We start from the raw sequence: 19818 nt of genomic DNA, 5'->3' as shown, positions 1-19818 counted from the left end.
GCTTGTATGTTTATTAATTAATGTAATTGTATGATCTCTTCTTCGAAATGAGTTAGCTTTTCGATACCGGTTTCCGTAACCAGGAAGCTGTTCTCGATGCCGACGGCTCCAACGCCCGGAATAACGAATTTAGGCTCGAGGGCAAATACCATATTCGGTTGCAGTTCTTCTTTGGAGCGGGGTGTCAGTACCGGAAGCTCGTTGATCTGGATGCCGATACCATGTCCGACGAATTTGGCTTGCTGTTTGGTCCCCATAAAGTTTCCGGCAAATCCTTCTTTCTCTGCAATATTTGCGGCAATGTTGTACAGCTCCGAACAAACGACACCCGGATGAGCCATGTTTTCTATTTCGCTTTGTATCGTTAATGAGGTCTGATGCGCACGATAGGCTTGTTCTGTCAGTTTACCGACCGAGAATACGCGGGTCATGTCGGTCATATACGGCGTATAATTACCTGCCATATCCACCATGATGGCTGTTCCGTCTTTCAGGATCGTGCCGTTGGCTCCGAGCGGACAGGAGGCGTCCATTCCGCTGCCGCCGAGGGCAAAGTCGAAAGGAGAGGGGGCTTCGGCATTTTCGCCGGCGAGGATACTTCCCATAAAGATATCCATATTGGCTCCGAAAGCGCGGAAGATTCCGATCGAACCGTTCTGGCGCATACGTCTTTCTATTTCATATTGAAATTCAAGATCGGTCATTCCCGGACGGAAACATTCGGCAACTTCCGAGTATGTCTTGGCGTGCTTTTCGGCAGAGATGCGGAACTGCGAGATTTCCCACGGCGTTTTGATCTCGCGAAGGGTTCTCATCAGGGTGGTCGCATTGCCTGTTTCTTTCGGGTTGAATATGGATTGCAGGCGGATATAGTCGTTGTATGTCAGCTCATCGGCTTCCAGCAGCAACTTTTCCGGCATCTTGATGCCACGGGCGGCAAATATCTCGGCCATTTGTTCCGGCTTGCGGATATATTCGATGTGATCGTCGTTCAATCCGTTCGGGCGTTTAACGAAAAACCAGGGAGCTCCTTCTGCGGGCAGATAGAAATATCCGCTGAAAATCCTTCCGGTTGTATAATACAGGTTTACATCTACACTTAGCAGGCAGGCGTCTGCATTCAATACTTGCATTGCCTGTTGTATACGACCCCATTTAAGTTGCAGGTCGTCGATCAGTTCTTTTTGTATCATTTCCAACTTTTATTTTTATGTGGCTTCAAAGGTATTAAAATCTGCCGGGAAAAAGGAAGAACAGGCTATTAAATCTTGATTAAGATTTCCTGTTTCCCGGCAATTCCGCTTTCAGATAATTTGCTGTAATGGAAGATGGGTAAGAGAGCATTTGCTGTGGTGTTCCTTGAAAAATCAGTTTGCCACCCATTTGTCCGCCTCCCGGGCCCAATTCGATCACATAGTCGGCTGCTTTCAGTACATCCAGGTTGTGTTCTACCAGGAAGATCGTATTGCCTTGCTCTACCATGGAATCGAACAATTCGATAATGTGCCGGATATCTTTCACATGCAGACCGTCGGTCGGTTCGTCCAGTACATATATTTTACCCCGGTCGTCGAGATGGGAAGCCAGCTTTACGCGTTGCAGCTCGCCACCCGATAGGGTAGAAAGCGACTGATTGAGGTGCAGATACCCTAATCCGACCTGCATGAGTGGCAGCAACTTCTTCTCAATAATCGTCCCTGCAAAACGGAGTGATGCTTTCCGCACGGTTAAATCCATCGCTTCGGCTATATTGATACCTTCTACCTCATATTGCAAGGCTTCCGGCGAGTAACGTAAACCGCCACATGCTTCACAAACCGTTTCTATCGCATCCATAAAAGCCATATCCGACACGATTACCCCTTTCCCTCCGCAGACAGGGCAACCGCCTTTCCCGTTGAAAGAGAATGTGCTTAAACCGGCGCCACTCTTTTGTGCGAAAATCTTTCGGATATCGTCCGCTACGCCCAGATAGGTGGCAGGCGTCGAACGCAGGCTAATACCGATATTCTTCTGGCTGATATAGATAACCTCTTCCGGACAGGCTTTGCGGAAACATTCCATCAGGGAGCTTTTTCCTGACCCGGCAACTCCGGCGATGACGGTCAGAACTCCCATCGGAAGTTTGACGGTCAGGTCTTTCAGGTTATGTTCGTTGGCATGTTCGAGTGTGAACCAGCCTGACGGTTGCCGGAGATTCTGCTTTAACGGTACTTTTTCGGCTATCATCTTTCCGGTCTGTGTGCCGCTTTTCAGCAAACCTTTGTAATCCCCTTCGTACAGGATATTGCCGCCGTCCATTCCCGAGCCGGGCCCCATGTCGACGATGTGGTCGGCAATTTGTATCATCTCCTTGTGATGTTCGACAAGAAGAACGGTGTTGCCGTGGTCGCGCAGTTTGCGAACAGATGCTTTCAGTAGATGAATATCGTGGCTGTGTAGTCCGACGCTCGGTTCGTCCAGAATATACAGCATGTCGCACAATGACGAGTTGATGTATTTGGCAATTTTGCACCGTTGCGCTTCTCCGCCCGAGAGAGTTCCCATGCTACGGTCGAGTGTCAGGTAACCCAATCCTATTTCCAGCAGTGCCGCTAACCGTCCACCGATGGATTGTTTTATATCGTAGGCGATAGGATCTTGTATGGTGTTTAACCATTCGATAATATCAGGGATGGCCATCCTGGTGACTTCGGCTATATTTTTCCCGTTGATGCGGCATGACAATACGGTCTGGTTGAGACGTGTCCCTCCGCAATCAGGACAGACCCCCATTGTCAGCATCGGTTCGAGCAGTTTCTGGTGAACTTTACCCTCCTCCGAATTGATAATACTCCGGTACATACGCACAACGAGCCCCTCATATTTGGCTGTCTTGGGCCAGTTTGCCGGCGCGTTTTTCAACTTGATACTTGGAGAATAGAGGAATAGTTCCAACTCTTCCGGCGAGTAATCTTTTATTTTTTTGTCGAGGTCGAACAGTCCTGTATTGGCATAACGTATCCAGCGCCATTCACCGGGCTTGAATGCTACATAATTGATCACTCCGTCTTCATTCAGCGATTTGTTGAAATCGACCAGCTTGTGTATATCCAGCTCTCTGATCTCGCCGAGCCCGTCACACCGGGTACATCTGCCCTGCGGATGGTTGAAAGAAAATGTGTCTGAGTAGCCGACAAACGGTTTCCCGACACGTGAGAACAACAGCCTCAATAAAGAGTAGATATCCGTGTAAGTTCCGACGGTAGAACGTGCATTAGGTGCAGGTTTTCGCTGGTCGATCACGATGGCTACCGGCAGATGTTCTATCTTATCCACATGCGGACGCCCGTATTTGGGCAGATACTGCTGGACAAAACTCGGGAAAGTCTCGTTCAGTTCCCTTCGTGATTTGGCGGCAATCGTATCGAGTACCAACGACGATTTCCCGGAGCCGGAGACTCCTGTGAAAATACTGATCTGTTTCTTCGGGATATTCAGTGAAACATGTTTCAGATTATTCTCGTGTGCACCTTCTATTATAATGTATTCTTCTTCAGAACTGTTCATATTATTCGTCATCATCTGTATTCATTCTGTATCGACTCACAAATATCGGGTGAAAAATCCTCACAACAAAATACTTTTCATATCTTTGAGCGGATTCTGATTTAATAAATAGCGAATGGATATCTTTTTGATTGTTATCGGGGCTGTTTGCCTGCTGGTAGGATTTGCCGGATGTTTTTTGCCGGTCTTACCGGGACCTCCTTTGTCTTATCTGGGACTTCTGTTACTTCATTTTACGGATAAAGTGCAGTTTACGGTTACGCAACTGGTTGTTTGGGGCGTTTTAGTTGTCGTTGTGCAGGTACTGGATTATATAACTCCGGTACTCGGTTCAAAATATGGTGGCGGCAGTAAATGGGGAAACTGGGGATGTGTGATCGGAACGATTGCCGGTATATTTATTTTTCCTCCCTGGGGCATCCTGTTCGGTCCGTTTGCAGGAGCCGTGATCGGCGAGTTGTTAGGTGGCAAAAAGTCATTCGAAGCTTTTAAGGCGGGGATAGGTGCATTTGTCGGATTTCTGCTTAGTGTGGTTGCTAAGATATCGCTTTGCGGATATTTCGTCTACTGTTTTATAAAAGCACTGATTGTATAAAAGAAGAGAGGTCCATTCGAACCTCTCTTTTTTTTTCTGTAATTATTCAGCAGGGGTACCGCCGGCTGAAATGATCTTGCTGCGTTCGATAGATTGCAATGCCAGATAATTTGCTCCGAAGTTTTCCATGTTTTCAATTTCTGTTTCGAACTGATCCAGATGGCCTTCTTCTTCGATAACCAGGCCTTCGAAAACCTTCTTGGTGGCAGAGTCTGCATGTTGAGCACATTCGTTTGCCCATGCATTGTAATCGTCTACACTTCCGGTTTCCATTTGAGCTGCTTTTTCAAGCATAGCTTTTACATCGTGAATTTTTTCTACGGGGGCTGAACATTTCATTTCTACTTCACCTTTCAAGAACAGGATACGTTCTGCCAGGCGTTCCACATGCATCATTTCTGTGATGGCTGTACGTTTGAAAAGGTTTGACAACAGGTCGTATCCCATGTCGTCCAAACGAAAATGAAAATACATGTACTGGTTAACAGCTGTCATTTCATCGGCTACTGCTTTGTTTAGCAGTTCAATACTTTTTTCTCTCTTAAGCATAATCGTTGAGTTTTTAAATTATGTTATGTAAAACATATTTGTTCCAATGCCGTAAAGTTAACAGTTTCCTTTATACAATGGAGCGGGGCTGTAATAATATTTTTTATCTTTGTCATAGATTCTATCAATAAAAAAAGATCAAATGACAAAGATACAGGAATTTCTGGCTGCGTTGCCGGAAGACAAAAAGGCCTTATTCGTTCCGGTGTTCGGTAATGTGGACAAGTTTTATACTGTTGTATATCTCGTTACCCGTAACGAGCATATAACGGATCAGGAAAAACCGGAGCGTTATGAAGACCGCCTGCAGGTGATCCGGCAAGTGAAAAGTAAATTGGAAGCATTAGTTTCTTCTTACGGACTGGATGGGAAAGAGATTGTGGCTGATATTGCCAGCGACTATTTTGAAGATTATGTAAATTACAAGGAACCGGAGTTCGATATCACGAACGAAGAGTTTATAGGCATCATACAAAAGCTGTAAATTCCGGTATTATATACTACACTTATATTCTAAACAAATTCAATTATGAAAATCTTAAATCTATGTACGTTATCTCTTTTATTGATAACGCCTTGCCTGAATGCCCAGGTAACGGTAGTAAAAGACAGTAAACCGGTTTCACGTATTCTGGTGGAAAAAGGCGGTGAGATCGATAACGAAGCCGCACTTCTTCTCCAGGATTTTGTGAAACGGATAAGCAGTGCCACGTTGCCGGTAATCAACGATAAGACTCCCCGCAAAGGTGATATCGTGATTGGCGGGAAAGACGTGTCGGGCCTGACGGAAGACGGATTCCGTCTGCGAACCGACAATGGTATTGTATATATCAGTAGCGGTGGAGATAAAGGTTCCGTTTATGGGGTGGTCACTCTTTTGGAAGACTATCTGGGTGTTGCTTATTACGGAGCGAATGCTTATACGCTGACGGAAAATCCGACTATCGTGATCCCGGAACTGAACAGGGCCGAGAATCCGGCATTCCGTTACCGTCAAAGCCAGTGTTATGCGATGCATGAAGATCCGGTTTATAAACAATGGTTTCGTTTTGAAGAACCATCCGAAGTATTTGCCGGTGGCTTATGGGTGCATACTTTCGACCGGATTCTGCCATCCGATGAATACGGCACATCCCATCCGGAATATTATTCCTTCATTAATGGAGAACGTCGTCCCGGAAAAGCCAGCCAGTGGTGTCTGACTAATCCCGAAGTATTCGAACTGGTCTCCCGGAAGGTCGATTCGATCTTTAAGGCCAACCCCGGAAAGAATATGATCTCTATCAGTCAGAACGACGGTAACTATACGAATTGCAGTTGCCCGGAATGTAAAGCGCTGGACGAGCAGGAGGGAGGTCCTTCCGGCAGCCTGATCCATTTCCTGAATAAGCTGGCCGCCCGTTTTCCGGATAAGGAGTTTTCCACCCTGGCTTATCTGTATACCATGCATCCTCCAAAGCATGTTAAACCTTTACCGAATGTCAATATTATGCTTTGTGATATCGATTGCGATCGTGAGGTTCCCCTTACCGATAATGCTTCGGGGCAGGACTTCATGAAGGCTATGGAAGGTTGGTCTGCCATCAGTAATAATATATTTGTATGGGATTATGGTATTAATTTTGACAATTACGTCTCTCCGTTCCCGAATTTCCCGATCCTGCAAAAGAATATCCAACTGTTCAAGGAGCACCATGCGACCATGCACTTTTCGCAGATCGGAGGATCAAAAGGAGGTGATTTCCCGGAAATGCGTGCCTATATGGTCAGCAAGCTGATGTGGAACCCTTATCAGAATGCCGATTCATTGATGCGTGCGTTTATGGATGGCTATTACGGAGCGGCATCCCCTTATATTTATCAGTATGAGAAATTGCTGGAAGGAGGATTGCTTGCCAGCAAACAACGTCTCTGGATATACGATTCCCCGGTTACACATAAAGACGGCATGCTGAATACCAACTGCCGTAAGCGTTATAATCTACTGTTCGATCAGGCTGAGCAAGCCGTGGCGTCCGATCCTGTTTTGTTGAAACGGGTACAAATGTCTCGCTTGCCGCTGCAATACGCAGAGTTGGAGATCGCGCGGGCCGAAGGCAATCACGATCTGAATGAGATCAAAGCCAGACTGGCCCTGTTTGATGAACGCACCCGCGAATTCGGGATACCGACATTGAATGAACGTAAAAACTCACCTGCCGATTATTGCCGGTTATATGCTGAACGCTATCTGCCCGGTAAAGAAAAGAATCTGGCAAAAGGAGCTAAGGTGATCTGGATACAGGAGCCGACGGGTAAATATAAGGCTTTGGGAGAAACAGCTCTGACCGACGAACTGTTTGGCGGTACAACCTTTGTGGAAAGTTGGGTAGGATGGGAAGGTACGGACGGTGCCTTTATTCTCGATTTGGGAAAGGACACTTCGTTCAGCTCGATAGAAGGCGATTTTCTCCACCAATTGGGACAATGGATATTGCTGCCTGAAAAGGTTACCTATTCAATCTCTTCCGACAACAAGACCTGGCTGCCGTTCGGAGAGAAGACCTTGCCGGAAGACCGTTCCGTACAAGTGAAATTTGTCGGTGTGAAATGTGATAAACCTTCACCTGTATCTGCCCGGTATATAAAGGTCGGGATCGTAGGAACCCAAATCTGCCCGTCCTGGCATTACGGTGTCGGATATCCGTCCTGGTTCTTCCTGGATGAGGTTACAGTACATTAAATCAATGTATCTTTTATTAATCTTGGGATGAAACTTTATTGAAATATTGACTTAATATCAATGAAATAACTTTTTTTGTATCAGGTTAGCATGACTATGTGCTGAATAACACCTACTTTTGCGGTTCGCCCGGTGATTAATCCGGGCGGCAAATAAAAGAATAGTTGTTTTTTGGTATATACACTACATTGATGAGTTATTTTATAAAGTTGAGGGATTGGTTTACTTCCCAGAAGCACTTATTGTTTCTGTTTGCACTATTGTTTATCATTCCTAATTGTGTATTGTTTTTTACGGAGCCTTTGCCAATAACGGTGGGGATTGCTTCTTTGATCCTGCCGTATGCCTTTTGGGTGGCTTTGCTTCTGCTGGCGCGTAAACCAGGAATAGTAGTCTGGTGCTTGTTGCCTAAAGTTATTCTGGATGGCGGCCAGCTGGTCCTTCTCCATCTTTTCGGAGAATCGGTCATTGCAGTGGATATGTTTCTGAACCTGACCAGTTCAACGGCTTCTGAAGCCAGCGAGTTACTGGGGAATATCTTTCTGGTCATTATAGGGGTCTTTTTCTTTTATACGCTACCCACGCTAGTATTGGCTACCTGGTCTATCCGGCTGAAAGAAAAACTGACCGGTGATTTTCGCAGGAAATGGGCGATAAGAAGCCTCGGTGTTTTCGCATTGGGGATTATTCTGTGCCTGCTAGCTCCGATACAGGGCCATAACGTCTCCTTGAAAGATGATTTTTATCCGGGAAATGCACTTTATAATCTTTACTTCGCGATCAATAAAGCGGAGAAGAACAGCAACTACCACATTACTTCGGCCGACTTTACCTTTAATGCCACGAAGCCGGTACAGGCCGAAGGCAAGCGGGAGATTTATGTATTGGTAGTGGGCGAAACTTCCCGTGCTATGGAATGGAGTTTGTATGGTTACGAACGCGAAACGACTCCCCGGATGGAGAAGCTGGACGGGTTGGTGCACTTTACCGATGTTGTCACCCAATCCAATAATACACATAAGAGTGTCCCTATTATCCTGTCGGCTGCCAGTGCCGAAGACTACGGGGTTATTTATGACGAGAAAAGTATTGTAACCGCTTTTAAGGAAGCCGGTTTCCATACGGTTGTGATTGCCAATCAGAACCTCAATACTTCGATGATCGGTGCATTCTACCGCGAAGCCGATACCTTTATCGATATGAGCCAGTTCAAGACAGGGTCTTCCTATCTGACATCTTTGCACGATGGCGCACTGCTTCCTTACCTTCAAAAGGAGCTGGACAAAACGGACGGTAATCTTTTCTTTGTGATTCATACATACGGGTCGCACTTCAATTATCATGAACGTTACCCGAAGGAATTTGCATTTTATACCCCCGATAAGGCGGAAGGTATCCGTGCTGCTTATAAGACGCAGTTGCGTAATGCCTACGATAATTCGATCTATTATACCGATTATGTCCTGGGAGAGATCACCGATATGCTTGCTAAAACAAATGATTGCGTGTCGATGCTTTACCTGAGCGATCACGGCGAGGATATTTTTGACGACAGCCGGGCCCGTTACCTGCATGCATCGCCTATCCCGACCTATTATCAGTTGCATATACCTTATATTATATGGTTCTCTGAAGCCTATCGCACAGCCTATCCGGAGAAGTACCAGGTTGCTCTGTCCCACAGTGCTTTACCTGTCAGCACGAACAGCGTGTTCCATACAGTGCTCGATATTGCCGGAGTGCACACTCCGGTAGCCGATTCGACACTGGCTGTGTCGAATTCCGCCTTTACGGTTCACGACCGCATGTACCTTGGAGATCATGACGATCCTGTTCCTTTCTGGAAAGTCGGATTAAAGAATGCTGACTTTGTCATGTTGGATAAATGGGGTATTGTTTACGATAAAGATTGATATTCCGTTACAAACATTTATCTTTGTTCCATGGCTGAACAAAGTGGACATATAACCCTCAAAGTGATCATGGGATATCTGCTATTGATAGTAATAGCAGTATGTTCGGTCGTATATATCTATCAGATCGTGGAGCAGATAGCAGGTGAGGAGGAGCCCGATACCAAGGCACGCCGGAAGGTCTATCTGGTCACGAATACGTTATCCCTGCTTTATGAAAGCGAAGCGCTGGGGCAACTTGTCGGTATGCCTCAAAACGATGTGAAGCATTTTAACCGTACCTTGAATAAAGCCCATCGTAACATGGACTCGTTGCGGGTCCTGATCTCCGATTCCGTGCAATTATTGAAGATCGATACGATCGACATGCTGCTCAGGCAAAAGCGGAGAAATACCAGCCGGCTGCTTGAAACCTGGAAAGAGGTCAATACCGAACATCTTTATACGCTTAATATTGAAAAGGTGATCGCCCAACAGGATACGCTCATTCAGCAGATGGAGATCAAAGAACATGTAGTTGTCAAGCAGGATACCGTTCTCAATCCGGTAAAACCCCGTGGCTTTTTCCGTCGCTTGGCCGATGCTTTCTCCCCCCGACGTCCCGATACGAGTATTGTGGTGAATACGACCCGCCAGATCGTGACGGACACATTGGTGAATGCATTTAATCCCTCCGATACGATTGTAAGTGTATTGAAAAGTATTCAGGACAGTGTCGCCGATCAACGTAAATTGTTGTCGGAGCAGTTATTGGATCGTGCTGCCAACCTACGTTATAATAATAGTATCGTAACCAGTAAGATCAATCAGATTTTACGTGATATAGAGGAGGAGGAAGTGAATGCCTCGCTCGAACGCATGCAAGGAAAGCAACAGCTCCTGCGAGAAACATCTTTGTTGATCGCGGGAATTGCCATTGTATCGGTCGTGATAGTGATCATTTTCATCTTTATGATCACGCGGGATATATCGAAAAGTAAATACTACCGGATGCAATTGGAAAAGGCCAAGCAATATGCGGAGGACCTGCTTCATAGCCGGGAAAAAATGATGCTGACCATCAGTCATGATATCCGTGCCCCGCTCTCGTCTATCATCGGTTACATAGACTTATTGATGAGAAGGCATCCCGACGAGAGACAGCAATATTATCTGGAAAACATGTCCGGATCGGCCAGTCATATCCTTTCTCTGGTGAACGATTTATTGGATTTCCATCGTCTTGAATCCGGACAGATAGAGATACAGCGGATTCCGTTCAGCGTGTCGACCTTGTTTAATGAGATCTATACCAGCTTCCGTCCGATAGCCGAAGCGAAGTCGCTGGAGTTTGTCCTGAATCTGAAAGAGGCGGGTAGCGATAAGCTGTATGTCAGCGATCCGATCCGCATTCGCCAGGTGGTAGGCAATCTGCTGTCGAATGCTATTAAATTTACCCGCGAAGGAAGGGTTGTGATGGTTGTTTCCGTCAATGTCCTTACCGGTAACAGCGCGCAGCTGAATGTGATTGTGAGTGATTCCGGTCCCGGTATCCCGGAGGAAGAGCAGGAGCGTATTTTCGGTGAATTTACCCGTCTATCGGTAAGTGAAAAGGCGGAAGGGTTCGGTCTGGGATTGTCTATCACCCGGAAGATGACGGTCCTGATGGGTGGTTCTCTCTTGCTAAAGAGTGTTGTCGGCAAAGGGTGTGATTTCACGATCGAGCTTCCAATAACTGTGGCGGATGTACAGGTACTTCCTGCAGCCGAAGAATCGGTAGCCGAGCCTGCAACACCAGCATTTTCCGGACGCGATATTTATTGCCTGTTGGTGGACGACGACCCGTTGCAACTGGCCCTTACAGAAGAATACCTGCGTCAGAACCATGTGGAAGTGGTAAGTTGTACCGATCCGTTTGCCGTAACCGGTTTATTGGAGAAAAATACGTTCGATGTTATTATTACGGATATACAGATGCCCGGAATGGATGGTTTCCAACTGCTTGCGCAGATACGCTCTTCCTATATGCAGGGGATGGATAAGATCCCGGTGATCGCTCTTTCTGCCAGTGTGGAAAATGAGCACGATCATTATCTGGAATCCGGCTTTACAGGCTTTTTGAATAAGCCTTTTACGGCCCGCCAGCTGATTATGTTATTGAATAAGTTGCTTTCGACGAAAATAGAAGTGACGACAGAGTTCAAATTCGATTCGCTTACAGCATTTGCCGGTGAAGATAAGGATGCGTCCAATTCCATATTATCCACTTTCATTTATGAGACAGGAAAGAGCAATGATTTGCTGGAAGCCTGTTTGAGTGAAGGCAACCGGGAGCAATCGGCAAAACTTTCCCATAAAATGGTCCCATTGTTTACTATGTTGGGAGCAACTTCCCTGGTCGAAAAGCTAAGGTCGATAGAAAAAAATGCACAATTCATGGCGGAGGAAGAGTGGAGAAGTCGGCTTTCCGAGGTAATCGCCGAAGTAAAAAATATCATAGCCCAGGCTACCAGGCTGATAGGGTAGGTCTTATATGATGATGTGGAATATAGTTGTGGATTTTTTCCACAGTTGTATCCTGATTTCTACAACAATGCATTTTTATCTTCTTGTCTGTTAGAACATTTTATCTTCCTTTTCTGTTAAGTTATAAGAGTTTATGAAATCAACGAAGCTCTTTTGCGGACTTTGGCATGAATTTCGTACTCCTATTATCAGAATCGTAAGTGGACGTTTCTACATTTAAACCGTTTAAAGCAAAAAAGATTATTTCTGAGTATTCTATTAAGTCTGCAAAACAAAAAAAGCATCTGTTGGGGATGCTTTTTTTGTTTGGTGTAAGTTTGTTTGCTACATTTGCGCTCATTAATAAAAAAAGACCAATAGAATACCATGGAGCACGAAATGCCACTCAAGTCGGCACGCATTGAAGTTGTCGACGCCTTAAGAGGTTTTGCCGTTATGGCAATTATGTTTTTACATAATATCGAACATTTTAATTTCTACGAATTCCCGGAAGCTACTTCCGAGTTCATGAAGTCGCTTAACACGAATGTCTGGGATACCCTGTTCTTCCTTTTCAGCGGAAAAGCATATGCGATTTTTTCCCTCTTATTCGGTTTTAGCTTTTTCATTCAATATAACAACCAGGCTAAAAAAGGAAAAGACTTCCGTTTGCGTTTCCTGTGGCGGTTGTTCCTGCTTTTCCTGATCGGCTGTTTCAACGGTGCGTTCTTCCCCGGAGATATCCTCGTTTTGTATGCTATAGTAGGGGTTGTTCTTATACCGGTCTGCCGGTGGAGCGACAAGGCTGTATTGATAACGGCTATTATATTGATGCTTCAACCTGTGGAGTGGGCTAAATTTTTCTATGCGATGAATAATCCGGAGTATGTGGCTACGCCGGGTCAATGGTTGGTACATCATAAAAATATGTATCCGTTCCTGAGTCAGCCTGATTTCTGGGCAATGATAAAGTCAAATCTGTGGGACGGACAGCTTTTCAGCCTGTTGTGGGGATGGAGTCATGGCCGTTTCTTCCAGACCGCTTCCCTCTTCCTTATAGGTATGTTGATCGGACGTCGCCAGCTGTTTGTCCATTTATCGGAGAACCGTAAATTTTGGCTTCGAACGTTACTGATCGGCTTTGTTTGTTTTATTCCTCTTTATTATCTGGCGGAAGCTTTACCGGAGCTGTTAGCGAATAAAAGTATGTTGTCTCCAATGAACACGATCGTCTCCTCTTTCCGTAATTTCTCATTCATGTGTGTATTGGTTGCACTCTTTGTCTTCTTGTGGCAACAGGTATCCGGTCACAAAGTATTATCTGTTCTGGTACCTTATGGGAAGATGAGTCTGACAAACTATTTAAGCCAGTCTATTATAGGGACATTTATCTATTTCGGCTATGGTCTGTCACTGTATAATGTGTTGGGAGTAGCAGCCAGTTTCGGAGTCGGCATCGGGCTGTTTGTCCTTCAACTGGGATTCTGTCATTGGTGGTTAAAGAATCATAAACAGGGGCCGTTCGAAGGGGCCTGGCGTAAAGCAACCTGGATTTGTTCCTGATTTATCCTTAAAATATATATCTTTGCCTAAGGTTTAAATATAATTTAAGTATGCCATCAGTTCTTATAGTTGAAGATGATATAACTTTCTCTTTGATGCTCACAACCTGGTTAGGGAAGAAAGGCTTTGAGGTTAAGGCATTAAGCTCGGTTTCGGACGCAAAGCGCCAGATTGAGAGTGTCAGCTACGACCTGATCTTGTCAGATCTGCGTTTGCCGGACGGTGATGGGATCGACTTGTTGAAATGGGTAAAGGAAAAATACAACTCTTTACCTCTGATCATGATGACGAGCTATGCGGAGATACAGACTGCTGTGCAGGCCATCAAATTGGGGGCATCCGATTATATAGCCAAGCCGCTGAATCCGGAAGAGTTGCTGGGTAAGATCCGTGAGGTGGTAAAAGCGCCTGCGGTGGAACATCCGGTTGCTAAAAAATCATCGGAAGGCAACACTTATATTGAAGGACAGAGTCCTGCTGCCCGTCAGTTGTTCGATCATGTCCGTCTGGTAGCTCCGACGGATATGTCTGTACTGATTACCGGGGCGAGCGGAACAGGTAAAGAATATATAGCCCGCCGTATCCACGAATTAAGTAACCGTAGTAAAGCTCCGTTTATCGCTGTCGATTGCGGGGCGATCCCTAAAGACTTGGCGGCATCCGAATTTTTCGGCCATGTGAAGGGATCGTTTACCGGTGCGATAGACAATAAGACGGGAGCCTTTGTAGCAGCCCATGGAGGAACGATCTTCCTGGATGAGATCGGTAACCTGACTTATGAGGTGCAGGTGCAGTTGCTTCGTGCTTTGCAGGAGCGTAAGGTCAAACCGATCGGCAGTAATGAAGAGACCGCTATTAATGTCAGGCTGATTTCGGCCACGAACGAGAATCTTCGAACTGCTATTGAAAAAGGAGATTTCAGGGAAGACCTCTATCATCGTATCAATGAGTTTACCGTCCGTATCCCGGATCTGAAAGAGCGGAAAGAAGACTTGTTGCTTTTCGCCAATAATTTCCTCGATCAGGCGAATGCGGAACTTCAGAAAGACATTATCGGTTTCGACGCTGAGACGATCCGTCTCTTCCAGTCGTATTCATGGCCGGGTAACCTGCGTCAGATGAAAAACGTCATCAAGTATGCTACCCTTTTGGCTACCGGCCGGTATATCACCCGCCGCGAACTTCCCGAAGAGTTGACGGAAGCTCAGGAGAGGGACACCCGTATCCTCCTGAAAGACGAAACCCACGAATGCGAACTGATCAAACGAGCTCTTCAGGAGTCCAACAACAATAAAACCCGTGCCGCCCAACTCTTAGGCATCGACCGTAAAACGCTTTATAATAAGTTGAAGTTGTATAATTTGGATTGATTGTTTACCTTTGTGTTTGTCATTAAAAACAATAGAGTATGGAAACGATGCCGATCAGAAAGCTGCCTGTCGGGGTACAGGATTTTACAAAACTGCGTGAAGACGGTTTTATATATGTGGATAAAACAGCTTTGGTTTACAGGTTGGCCACAACCGGATCGCAGATTTTTCTGAGCCGTCCCCGTCGTTTCGGTAAAAGTCTCCTTCTCTCTACCCTTGAAGCTTATTTCCTTGGAAGGAAAGAGGTATTTAAAGGACTCGCTATGGAAAAGCTGGAACAGCAATGGACAGTTCATCCCGTATTACATCTGAGTCTCAATGCACAGTTTTATGAAGATAAACGGAGCCTGGAACAAGTATTCGAAGGACATTTTATTGAGTGGGAGAAACTGTACGGCGAAACCAATAAGGAGTTAGGATATGCCGGACGCTTCATGCAAATCATTCGGCAGGCTAACGAAAAGGCCGGACAGAAGGTGGTCGTTCTTATCGACGAATACGATAAACCCTTGCTTCGAAGCCTGACCGACGATAGCCTGCACCACCTTTACCGCGAAATGCTGACCGGCTTCTATACTGTATTGAAGGATGCCGACCGCTACCTGCGGTTCGTATTCATTACCGGTGTAACCAAATTCTCGCAACTGGGTGTGTTCAGTAATCTGAACCAGTTGATGGATATCAGTATGAGTCCTTTCTACGCCACTATCTGTGGCTTGACCGGAAAGGAAATCGAGCAGAATTTTCAACCGGAACTGGCTGTACTCGCTGAAACAAACGGGTTGACTTATGCAGAGACAATGGATAAACTCACCCTGCAATACGATGGATATTATTTCACGCCCGTTTTTAAAGAGGGAATCTATAATCCGTTCAGTATACTGAATGTATTCAGTAGCATGCTGTTCCAAAACTACTGGTTTGCTACCGGTACTCCTACCTCTTTAGTGGAAATGCTGAAGAAAACAGATTATGACTTGCGCAAGCTGGATGGCATCGAGGTGCCTGCCGCCGCCCTGACCGATTACCGCATGGACTTCAAAAATCCCGTACCGGTGATTTACCAGAGTGGGTATCTGACGATCAAAGGTTATGATCCTGAATTAAACTATTATGTGTTGGGTTACCCTAACACAGAAGTGAAATATGGCTGGCTGAATTTTATTGCTCCATTTTACACTCCGTTGTCAGGTACGGATGCTCCTTTTTATATTGGCAAGTTTACAAAAGAACTGCGTGACGGCGATGTAGATGCATTTATGACTCGTTTGCGTGCTTTTTTTGGCGATATATCCTATGAACTGAACGATAGGACCGAACGGCATTATCAGGTGATCTTTTACCTTGTTTTCAAACTGCTCGGACAATTTGTGGACGCAGAGGTACGCAGCGCCCGCGGACGCGCAGATGCCGTAGTAAAAACAGATAAGCGTATCTATGTATTCGAATTCAAATTAAAAGGTTCTGTCGATGAAGCCCTCCGACAGATCGATGATAAAGGCTATCTTATTCCATATACTTCCGATGGACGCCAACTGATAAAAGTAGGTGCTTCATTCGACCCTGCAACACGTAATATAGAGGAATGGAAGGTTATCACGCTGCAGTAGTTAATTATACATCAATATATACCCATTCAGATAAGTTGCGAACAGCAGCCACGCTACATAGGGGATGAATAAAATAGAACTAGCCTTGCTGACAAAGTAGCTCTTTAGGGTGTAGTTGATAACGAATATATCGAGCAGCAGGATATTGATGAATCCGATAAGCGGATTCTGGAAATAAAAGAAACCGATGCTCCAGGTGAAGTTGAAGAATAACTGCATGATGAATGCTTTCACAAAGAATCGCTTTTGTTCTATTGCTGAATTAATGATCAGTCCGATCGAGATACCCATACATAAGTAAAGAATACTCCAGGCTATTGGAAAGACGATATTCGGAGGGGTGAGTGCCGGCTTGATGAGAGTTGGATACCAGTTCTTTATTGCGTCAGCCTGAAAGTAGCTGGCAGTAAATCCTACAAGGAAACAAACCAGAATAGGGATAATGATGGATAATACTTTTCTCATGATCGTTTGCTTTTCTTATATAACAAAGCGCGAAACCTTAAGGTTTATGTTTGTGATAGTAGCCAGTTTTTACTCCCTGCGCGGATAGTGAAAGATGGCTGCGCAGGGAGTGAGAACTGGCTGCGCGGTTAACTTTTGTCGGGGAGTAATTGTTGTATCTTTGCCCTTCTTAAAAATAGGGAAAAGTTATGAAACATAAGGATTTTTGCAAACAGATGAGGCTGCAGGAACAGGAGAAACGCGCTGCAGGCGATGAAAGTACGGCAGACTTGTATCGGACTGTCCGGAACCATTTCATACATTTTAATGGAGGCCTCGAGCCGGGGTTGAAGGATGTGACACCACAGATGGTACATGCCTTTCTGAAATGGCTGAAGGAAAAGGGACTCAAAGTGAATAGCGTGAACAGCTATATCAGTAACCTGCGTGCCATGTATAACCGTGCCTGTATGGGATGGAAAGGCCGTCCTTCCGAATCGCCTTTTACCGGCATTCATTTGAAACGTGAGGAAACAATGAAACGTGCCGTATCGGTTGAAGTAATCAAAAAACTGGCTTTGCTCGAATTGAAAGAGGAACCCCGGAAACAGCTGGCTGTCGATATAGCCCTGTTTTCGTTTCTGGCTTGTGGTATTCCTTTTGTAGATATCGTGCATCTGACAAAAGCGAATTTGAAGGATGGTGGTAAAATTCTGGCTTATCGCAGGCGGAAAACAGGTATCCTGATTCAGATGGAGATCAATCACGGGATGCAATTGTTGATAGACCGTTATAATAGCCCCGATGCCTGTTATCTTTTTCCCGTATTGCCGGAGAATGCCACGCACGAACAGTATAAATATTGTCTGGCAAAGGAAAATCAGTATTTGAAGCAGATATGTATCGACCTTGAACTGGTGGATATACTGACTACTTACGTCTTTCGTCATGGATGGGCTTCGGAAGCTCATCATCAGGGAGTACCGATCGGTATCATCAGCCAGGCGCTGGGACATACCTCGGAAGCAACGACCCGTATCTATCTGAAAGCTTTTGAACCTGATAAAATGGCAGAAGCAACACATGTTGTAACAGGGGAAGTAGAAGCTATGATGAGAGCGTAGGATACACCCTTATTTATATAATAAGGGAAAAATGTTGTTTCTATCTCAAACATAGGCTTTTATAGTCTCTTAGATTTATTATTTGAGATAAAGTACTGTGCAAACATAGATAGATTCCTACGAATAAACAAGGCTTTGAAAGTGTTTTATTAAAAAAAGCACATCTATTTAGTATATATTCACACATTTTCTTCTTTTATCACCCTATAACTTGAATTTTAGATAGTCTAGGCATGAAGGGGGCTGGGAATGCTATCTCTTTAATGTCTATTAGAAAAAAACTGTTATTATCTCTGTCCATTTTTTCCCTAAAAGAACTTCAAAAAAATCTCAATCCTGCATTATATGCCATTTCTGGGGGCGAAATCTTTCTCCTAAAAAAAGTTTTTTTACTGATTTCCCTTATTATATAAATAAGGGAAGAAAAATCAAGAAAAATTGAATATCAAAAGCTAATAGGGGGATGTATAGGATGAAACAGCAAACACATAAAAGGATACTAGAAGTAATGAGAGCCACACTTAGCTTGTTCCTGCTTTCTGTGCTTTTTTTCCCGGAAGTAAAAGCTCAAACTACCTCCTATACGAAAGCAGAATCTTTTTTATTTTCCTTTAAGGAAAATAATGATATGTTCCTGGCTGATTTCGGTGACAATGCTTACCAGTTGGAACGGATGGGACGATTGTTTCCACTTTTAAGAAAGCAAATGTTAACGGGAAGTTGTCATGTGCTGATCATATCGCATGTGAGCGCCTACGACTCGGAAGATTTTGCCGTTGTCAATGAAGCGTCTCTTCGTGCAAACCGTATCCGTGCCTATCTGAAAACCCGGTTGGATATTCCCGGTGATTGTGTAGCATTCTATATCGATCGCAGTGGAAGTTATCGGGACAGGGTACACGTTTATCTGGTGGAATCACCGCTTCCCTGGTTTGCTAATACCGCGATCCGGTATAGTGAAAGCCGTTATCCGAAAGCCATCCGGGATGCATTGGAGAAATATGGAGCCATACCCTACGCAGACCTATTCGGACGGGGAGAGGTAGGCGGTTACGATCGTGTGGTATACCGTATCGACGATCCGTTGTTCGATCCTTCTGAGCTGGAAGATTACCGCTTGGCTTCGGTAGTGGATGAGTCAGTGCAGAATCCTCTGTCTTCAACAGTTGTAACGACACATGAAAAAACGCGAGTTGTCAGGAAAGAAGTTCCGGTGAATAAAGTAACGGAGGATATACCGGCAAAAGCGGATGAACCCGTAGCGGTTACCAGCCGGCATCCGTCTCCTTCAATTCCGGGATCGCCTGTGTATATGTCCGTCAAGACCAATTTATTACCCTGGTTTACAGTCTCTCCTTCCGTTCAGTTGGGTACAGGAGACGTGAAGCTTCAAACCGGCTCCTTTATGCCTAACCTGGAGGTGGAATGCTATTTTTCCGACCGTTGGTCGGTTGCCGTGTCGGGCATGTATTCCGATTTTTCCTATAAAGATAAGACACGCGACCGCTGGTCTATATCCGAATTCTCGGTCGAACCCCGTGTGTGGCCTCTCACTCCCGGAAAATTTACCTGGTTGAATACCGGCTTGTTCGGTGAATACGGCGATTTCGATGTACGAGGTAGCGATATCGATCCCGATGAAGATGTGCTCTATGGCAGGACCGGCCGTTTCTGGACGTTAGGGGCTTCGATCGGCTGCCTGATTCCTTTAGGAAAAGGTTTTTGTGCCGAGGCGAGTGTGCGGACAGGGTACCGTTCGGTTTTCGACGGGAAGAAATATCGCTACGATAAAATAGACGACAAGAATTATCTGGAAAGCCGTTTTTCGTCGACGGGTTTTATGGTCGGGCTGAAAGTCAGCCTGGTGTATCGTTTTCAAATCAGATAAGGAAAGG

The 19818-nt window shown here is 45.2% G+C and carries 14 protein-coding genes; 10 read left to right on the top strand and 4 right to left on the bottom strand.

Annotated features, from left to right (window positions below):
- Positions 1–17: 17 nt before the first annotated feature.
- Positions 18–1193, bottom strand: a complete 1176-nt coding sequence (locus QZ076_RS10675) for a Xaa-Pro peptidase family protein (protein ID WP_293713240.1) — start codon at positions 1191–1193, stop codon at positions 18–20.
- A gap of 79 nt (positions 1194–1272) precedes the next feature.
- On the bottom strand, positions 1273–3564 hold the full coding sequence (locus tag QZ076_RS10670; RefSeq protein WP_293713238.1) for an excinuclease ABC subunit UvrA: 2292 nt from the start codon (positions 3562–3564) through the stop codon (positions 1273–1275).
- Between the two features lie 100 nt (positions 3565–3664).
- Between QZ076_RS10670 and QZ076_RS10665 the strand changes: the two genes are divergently transcribed.
- Positions 3665–4144, top strand: coding sequence for a DUF456 domain-containing protein (locus QZ076_RS10665; protein ID WP_293713236.1), 480 nt, complete (start codon positions 3665–3667; stop codon positions 4142–4144).
- A gap of 42 nt (positions 4145–4186) precedes the next feature.
- On the opposite strand, the gene QZ076_RS10660 is transcribed toward QZ076_RS10665, so the two are convergent.
- A complete protein-coding gene (locus QZ076_RS10660; protein WP_293713234.1) occupies positions 4187–4693 on the bottom strand; it encodes a bacterioferritin in 507 nt (168 codons plus the stop codon).
- A gap of 142 nt (positions 4694–4835) precedes the next feature.
- Between QZ076_RS10660 and QZ076_RS10655 the strand changes: the two genes are divergently transcribed.
- The 7 genes from QZ076_RS10655 to QZ076_RS10625 all read left to right on the top strand — a co-directional run bounded on the left by QZ076_RS10655 (position 4836) and on the right by QZ076_RS10625 (position 16355).
- Complete coding sequence (locus tag QZ076_RS10655) at positions 4836–5177, top strand: hypothetical protein (RefSeq protein WP_293713232.1); 342 nt, start codon at positions 4836–4838, stop codon at positions 5175–5177.
- A 45-nt stretch (positions 5178–5222) separates the two neighbouring features.
- Positions 5223–7415 carry a DUF4838 domain-containing protein gene (locus tag QZ076_RS10650; protein ID WP_293713230.1) on the top strand — a complete coding sequence of 731 codons (2193 nt, stop codon included), beginning with the start codon at positions 5223–5225 and terminating at the stop codon, positions 7413–7415.
- Between the two features lie 191 nt (positions 7416–7606).
- Positions 7607–9328 (top strand): phosphoethanolamine transferase, encoded by a 1722-nt coding sequence (locus tag QZ076_RS10645; protein WP_293713227.1) that lies wholly within the window; start codon positions 7607–7609, stop codon positions 9326–9328.
- A gap of 30 nt (positions 9329–9358) precedes the next feature.
- Positions 9359–11833, top strand: coding sequence for an ATP-binding protein (locus QZ076_RS10640; protein WP_293713225.1), 2475 nt, complete (start codon positions 9359–9361; stop codon positions 11831–11833).
- Positions 11834–12199: 366 nt separating this feature from the next.
- Positions 12200–13375, top strand: a complete 1176-nt coding sequence (locus QZ076_RS10635; RefSeq protein ID WP_293713223.1) for a DUF418 domain-containing protein — start codon at positions 12200–12202, stop codon at positions 13373–13375.
- 50 nt (positions 13376–13425) lie between these two features.
- A complete protein-coding gene (locus QZ076_RS10630; protein ID WP_293713220.1) occupies positions 13426–14745 on the top strand; it encodes a sigma-54 dependent transcriptional regulator in 1320 nt (439 codons plus the stop codon).
- Between the two features lie 38 nt (positions 14746–14783).
- Positions 14784–16355 (top strand): ATP-binding protein, encoded by a 1572-nt coding sequence (locus QZ076_RS10625; protein ID WP_293713217.1) that lies wholly within the window; start codon positions 14784–14786, stop codon positions 16353–16355.
- On the opposite strand, the gene QZ076_RS10620 is transcribed toward QZ076_RS10625, so the two are convergent.
- Positions 16356–16820, bottom strand: a complete 465-nt coding sequence (locus QZ076_RS10620; RefSeq protein WP_293713215.1) for a TspO/MBR family protein — start codon at positions 16818–16820, stop codon at positions 16356–16358.
- A 188-nt stretch (positions 16821–17008) separates the two neighbouring features.
- On the opposite strand from QZ076_RS10620, the gene QZ076_RS10615 reads away from it, so the two are divergent.
- Together QZ076_RS10615 and QZ076_RS10610 are read left to right on the top strand one after the other, a co-directional pair.
- The gene (locus QZ076_RS10615; protein ID WP_293713213.1) at positions 17009–17923 is read left to right on the top strand and encodes a site-specific integrase; all 915 of its coding nucleotides are present in this window, start codon (positions 17009–17011) and stop codon (positions 17921–17923) included.
- Between the two features lie 508 nt (positions 17924–18431).
- On the top strand, positions 18432–19811 hold the full coding sequence (locus QZ076_RS10610) for a DUF3575 domain-containing protein (protein WP_293713211.1): 1380 nt from the start codon (positions 18432–18434) through the stop codon (positions 19809–19811).
- Positions 19812–19818 lie beyond the last annotated feature (7 nt).

The sequence above is a fragment of the uncultured Parabacteroides sp. genome (assembly GCF_905196875.1).
Classification (GTDB): Bacteria; Bacteroidota; Bacteroidia; order Bacteroidales; family Tannerellaceae; genus Parabacteroides.
This window is presented reverse-complemented; position numbering and strand designations above follow the sequence as displayed.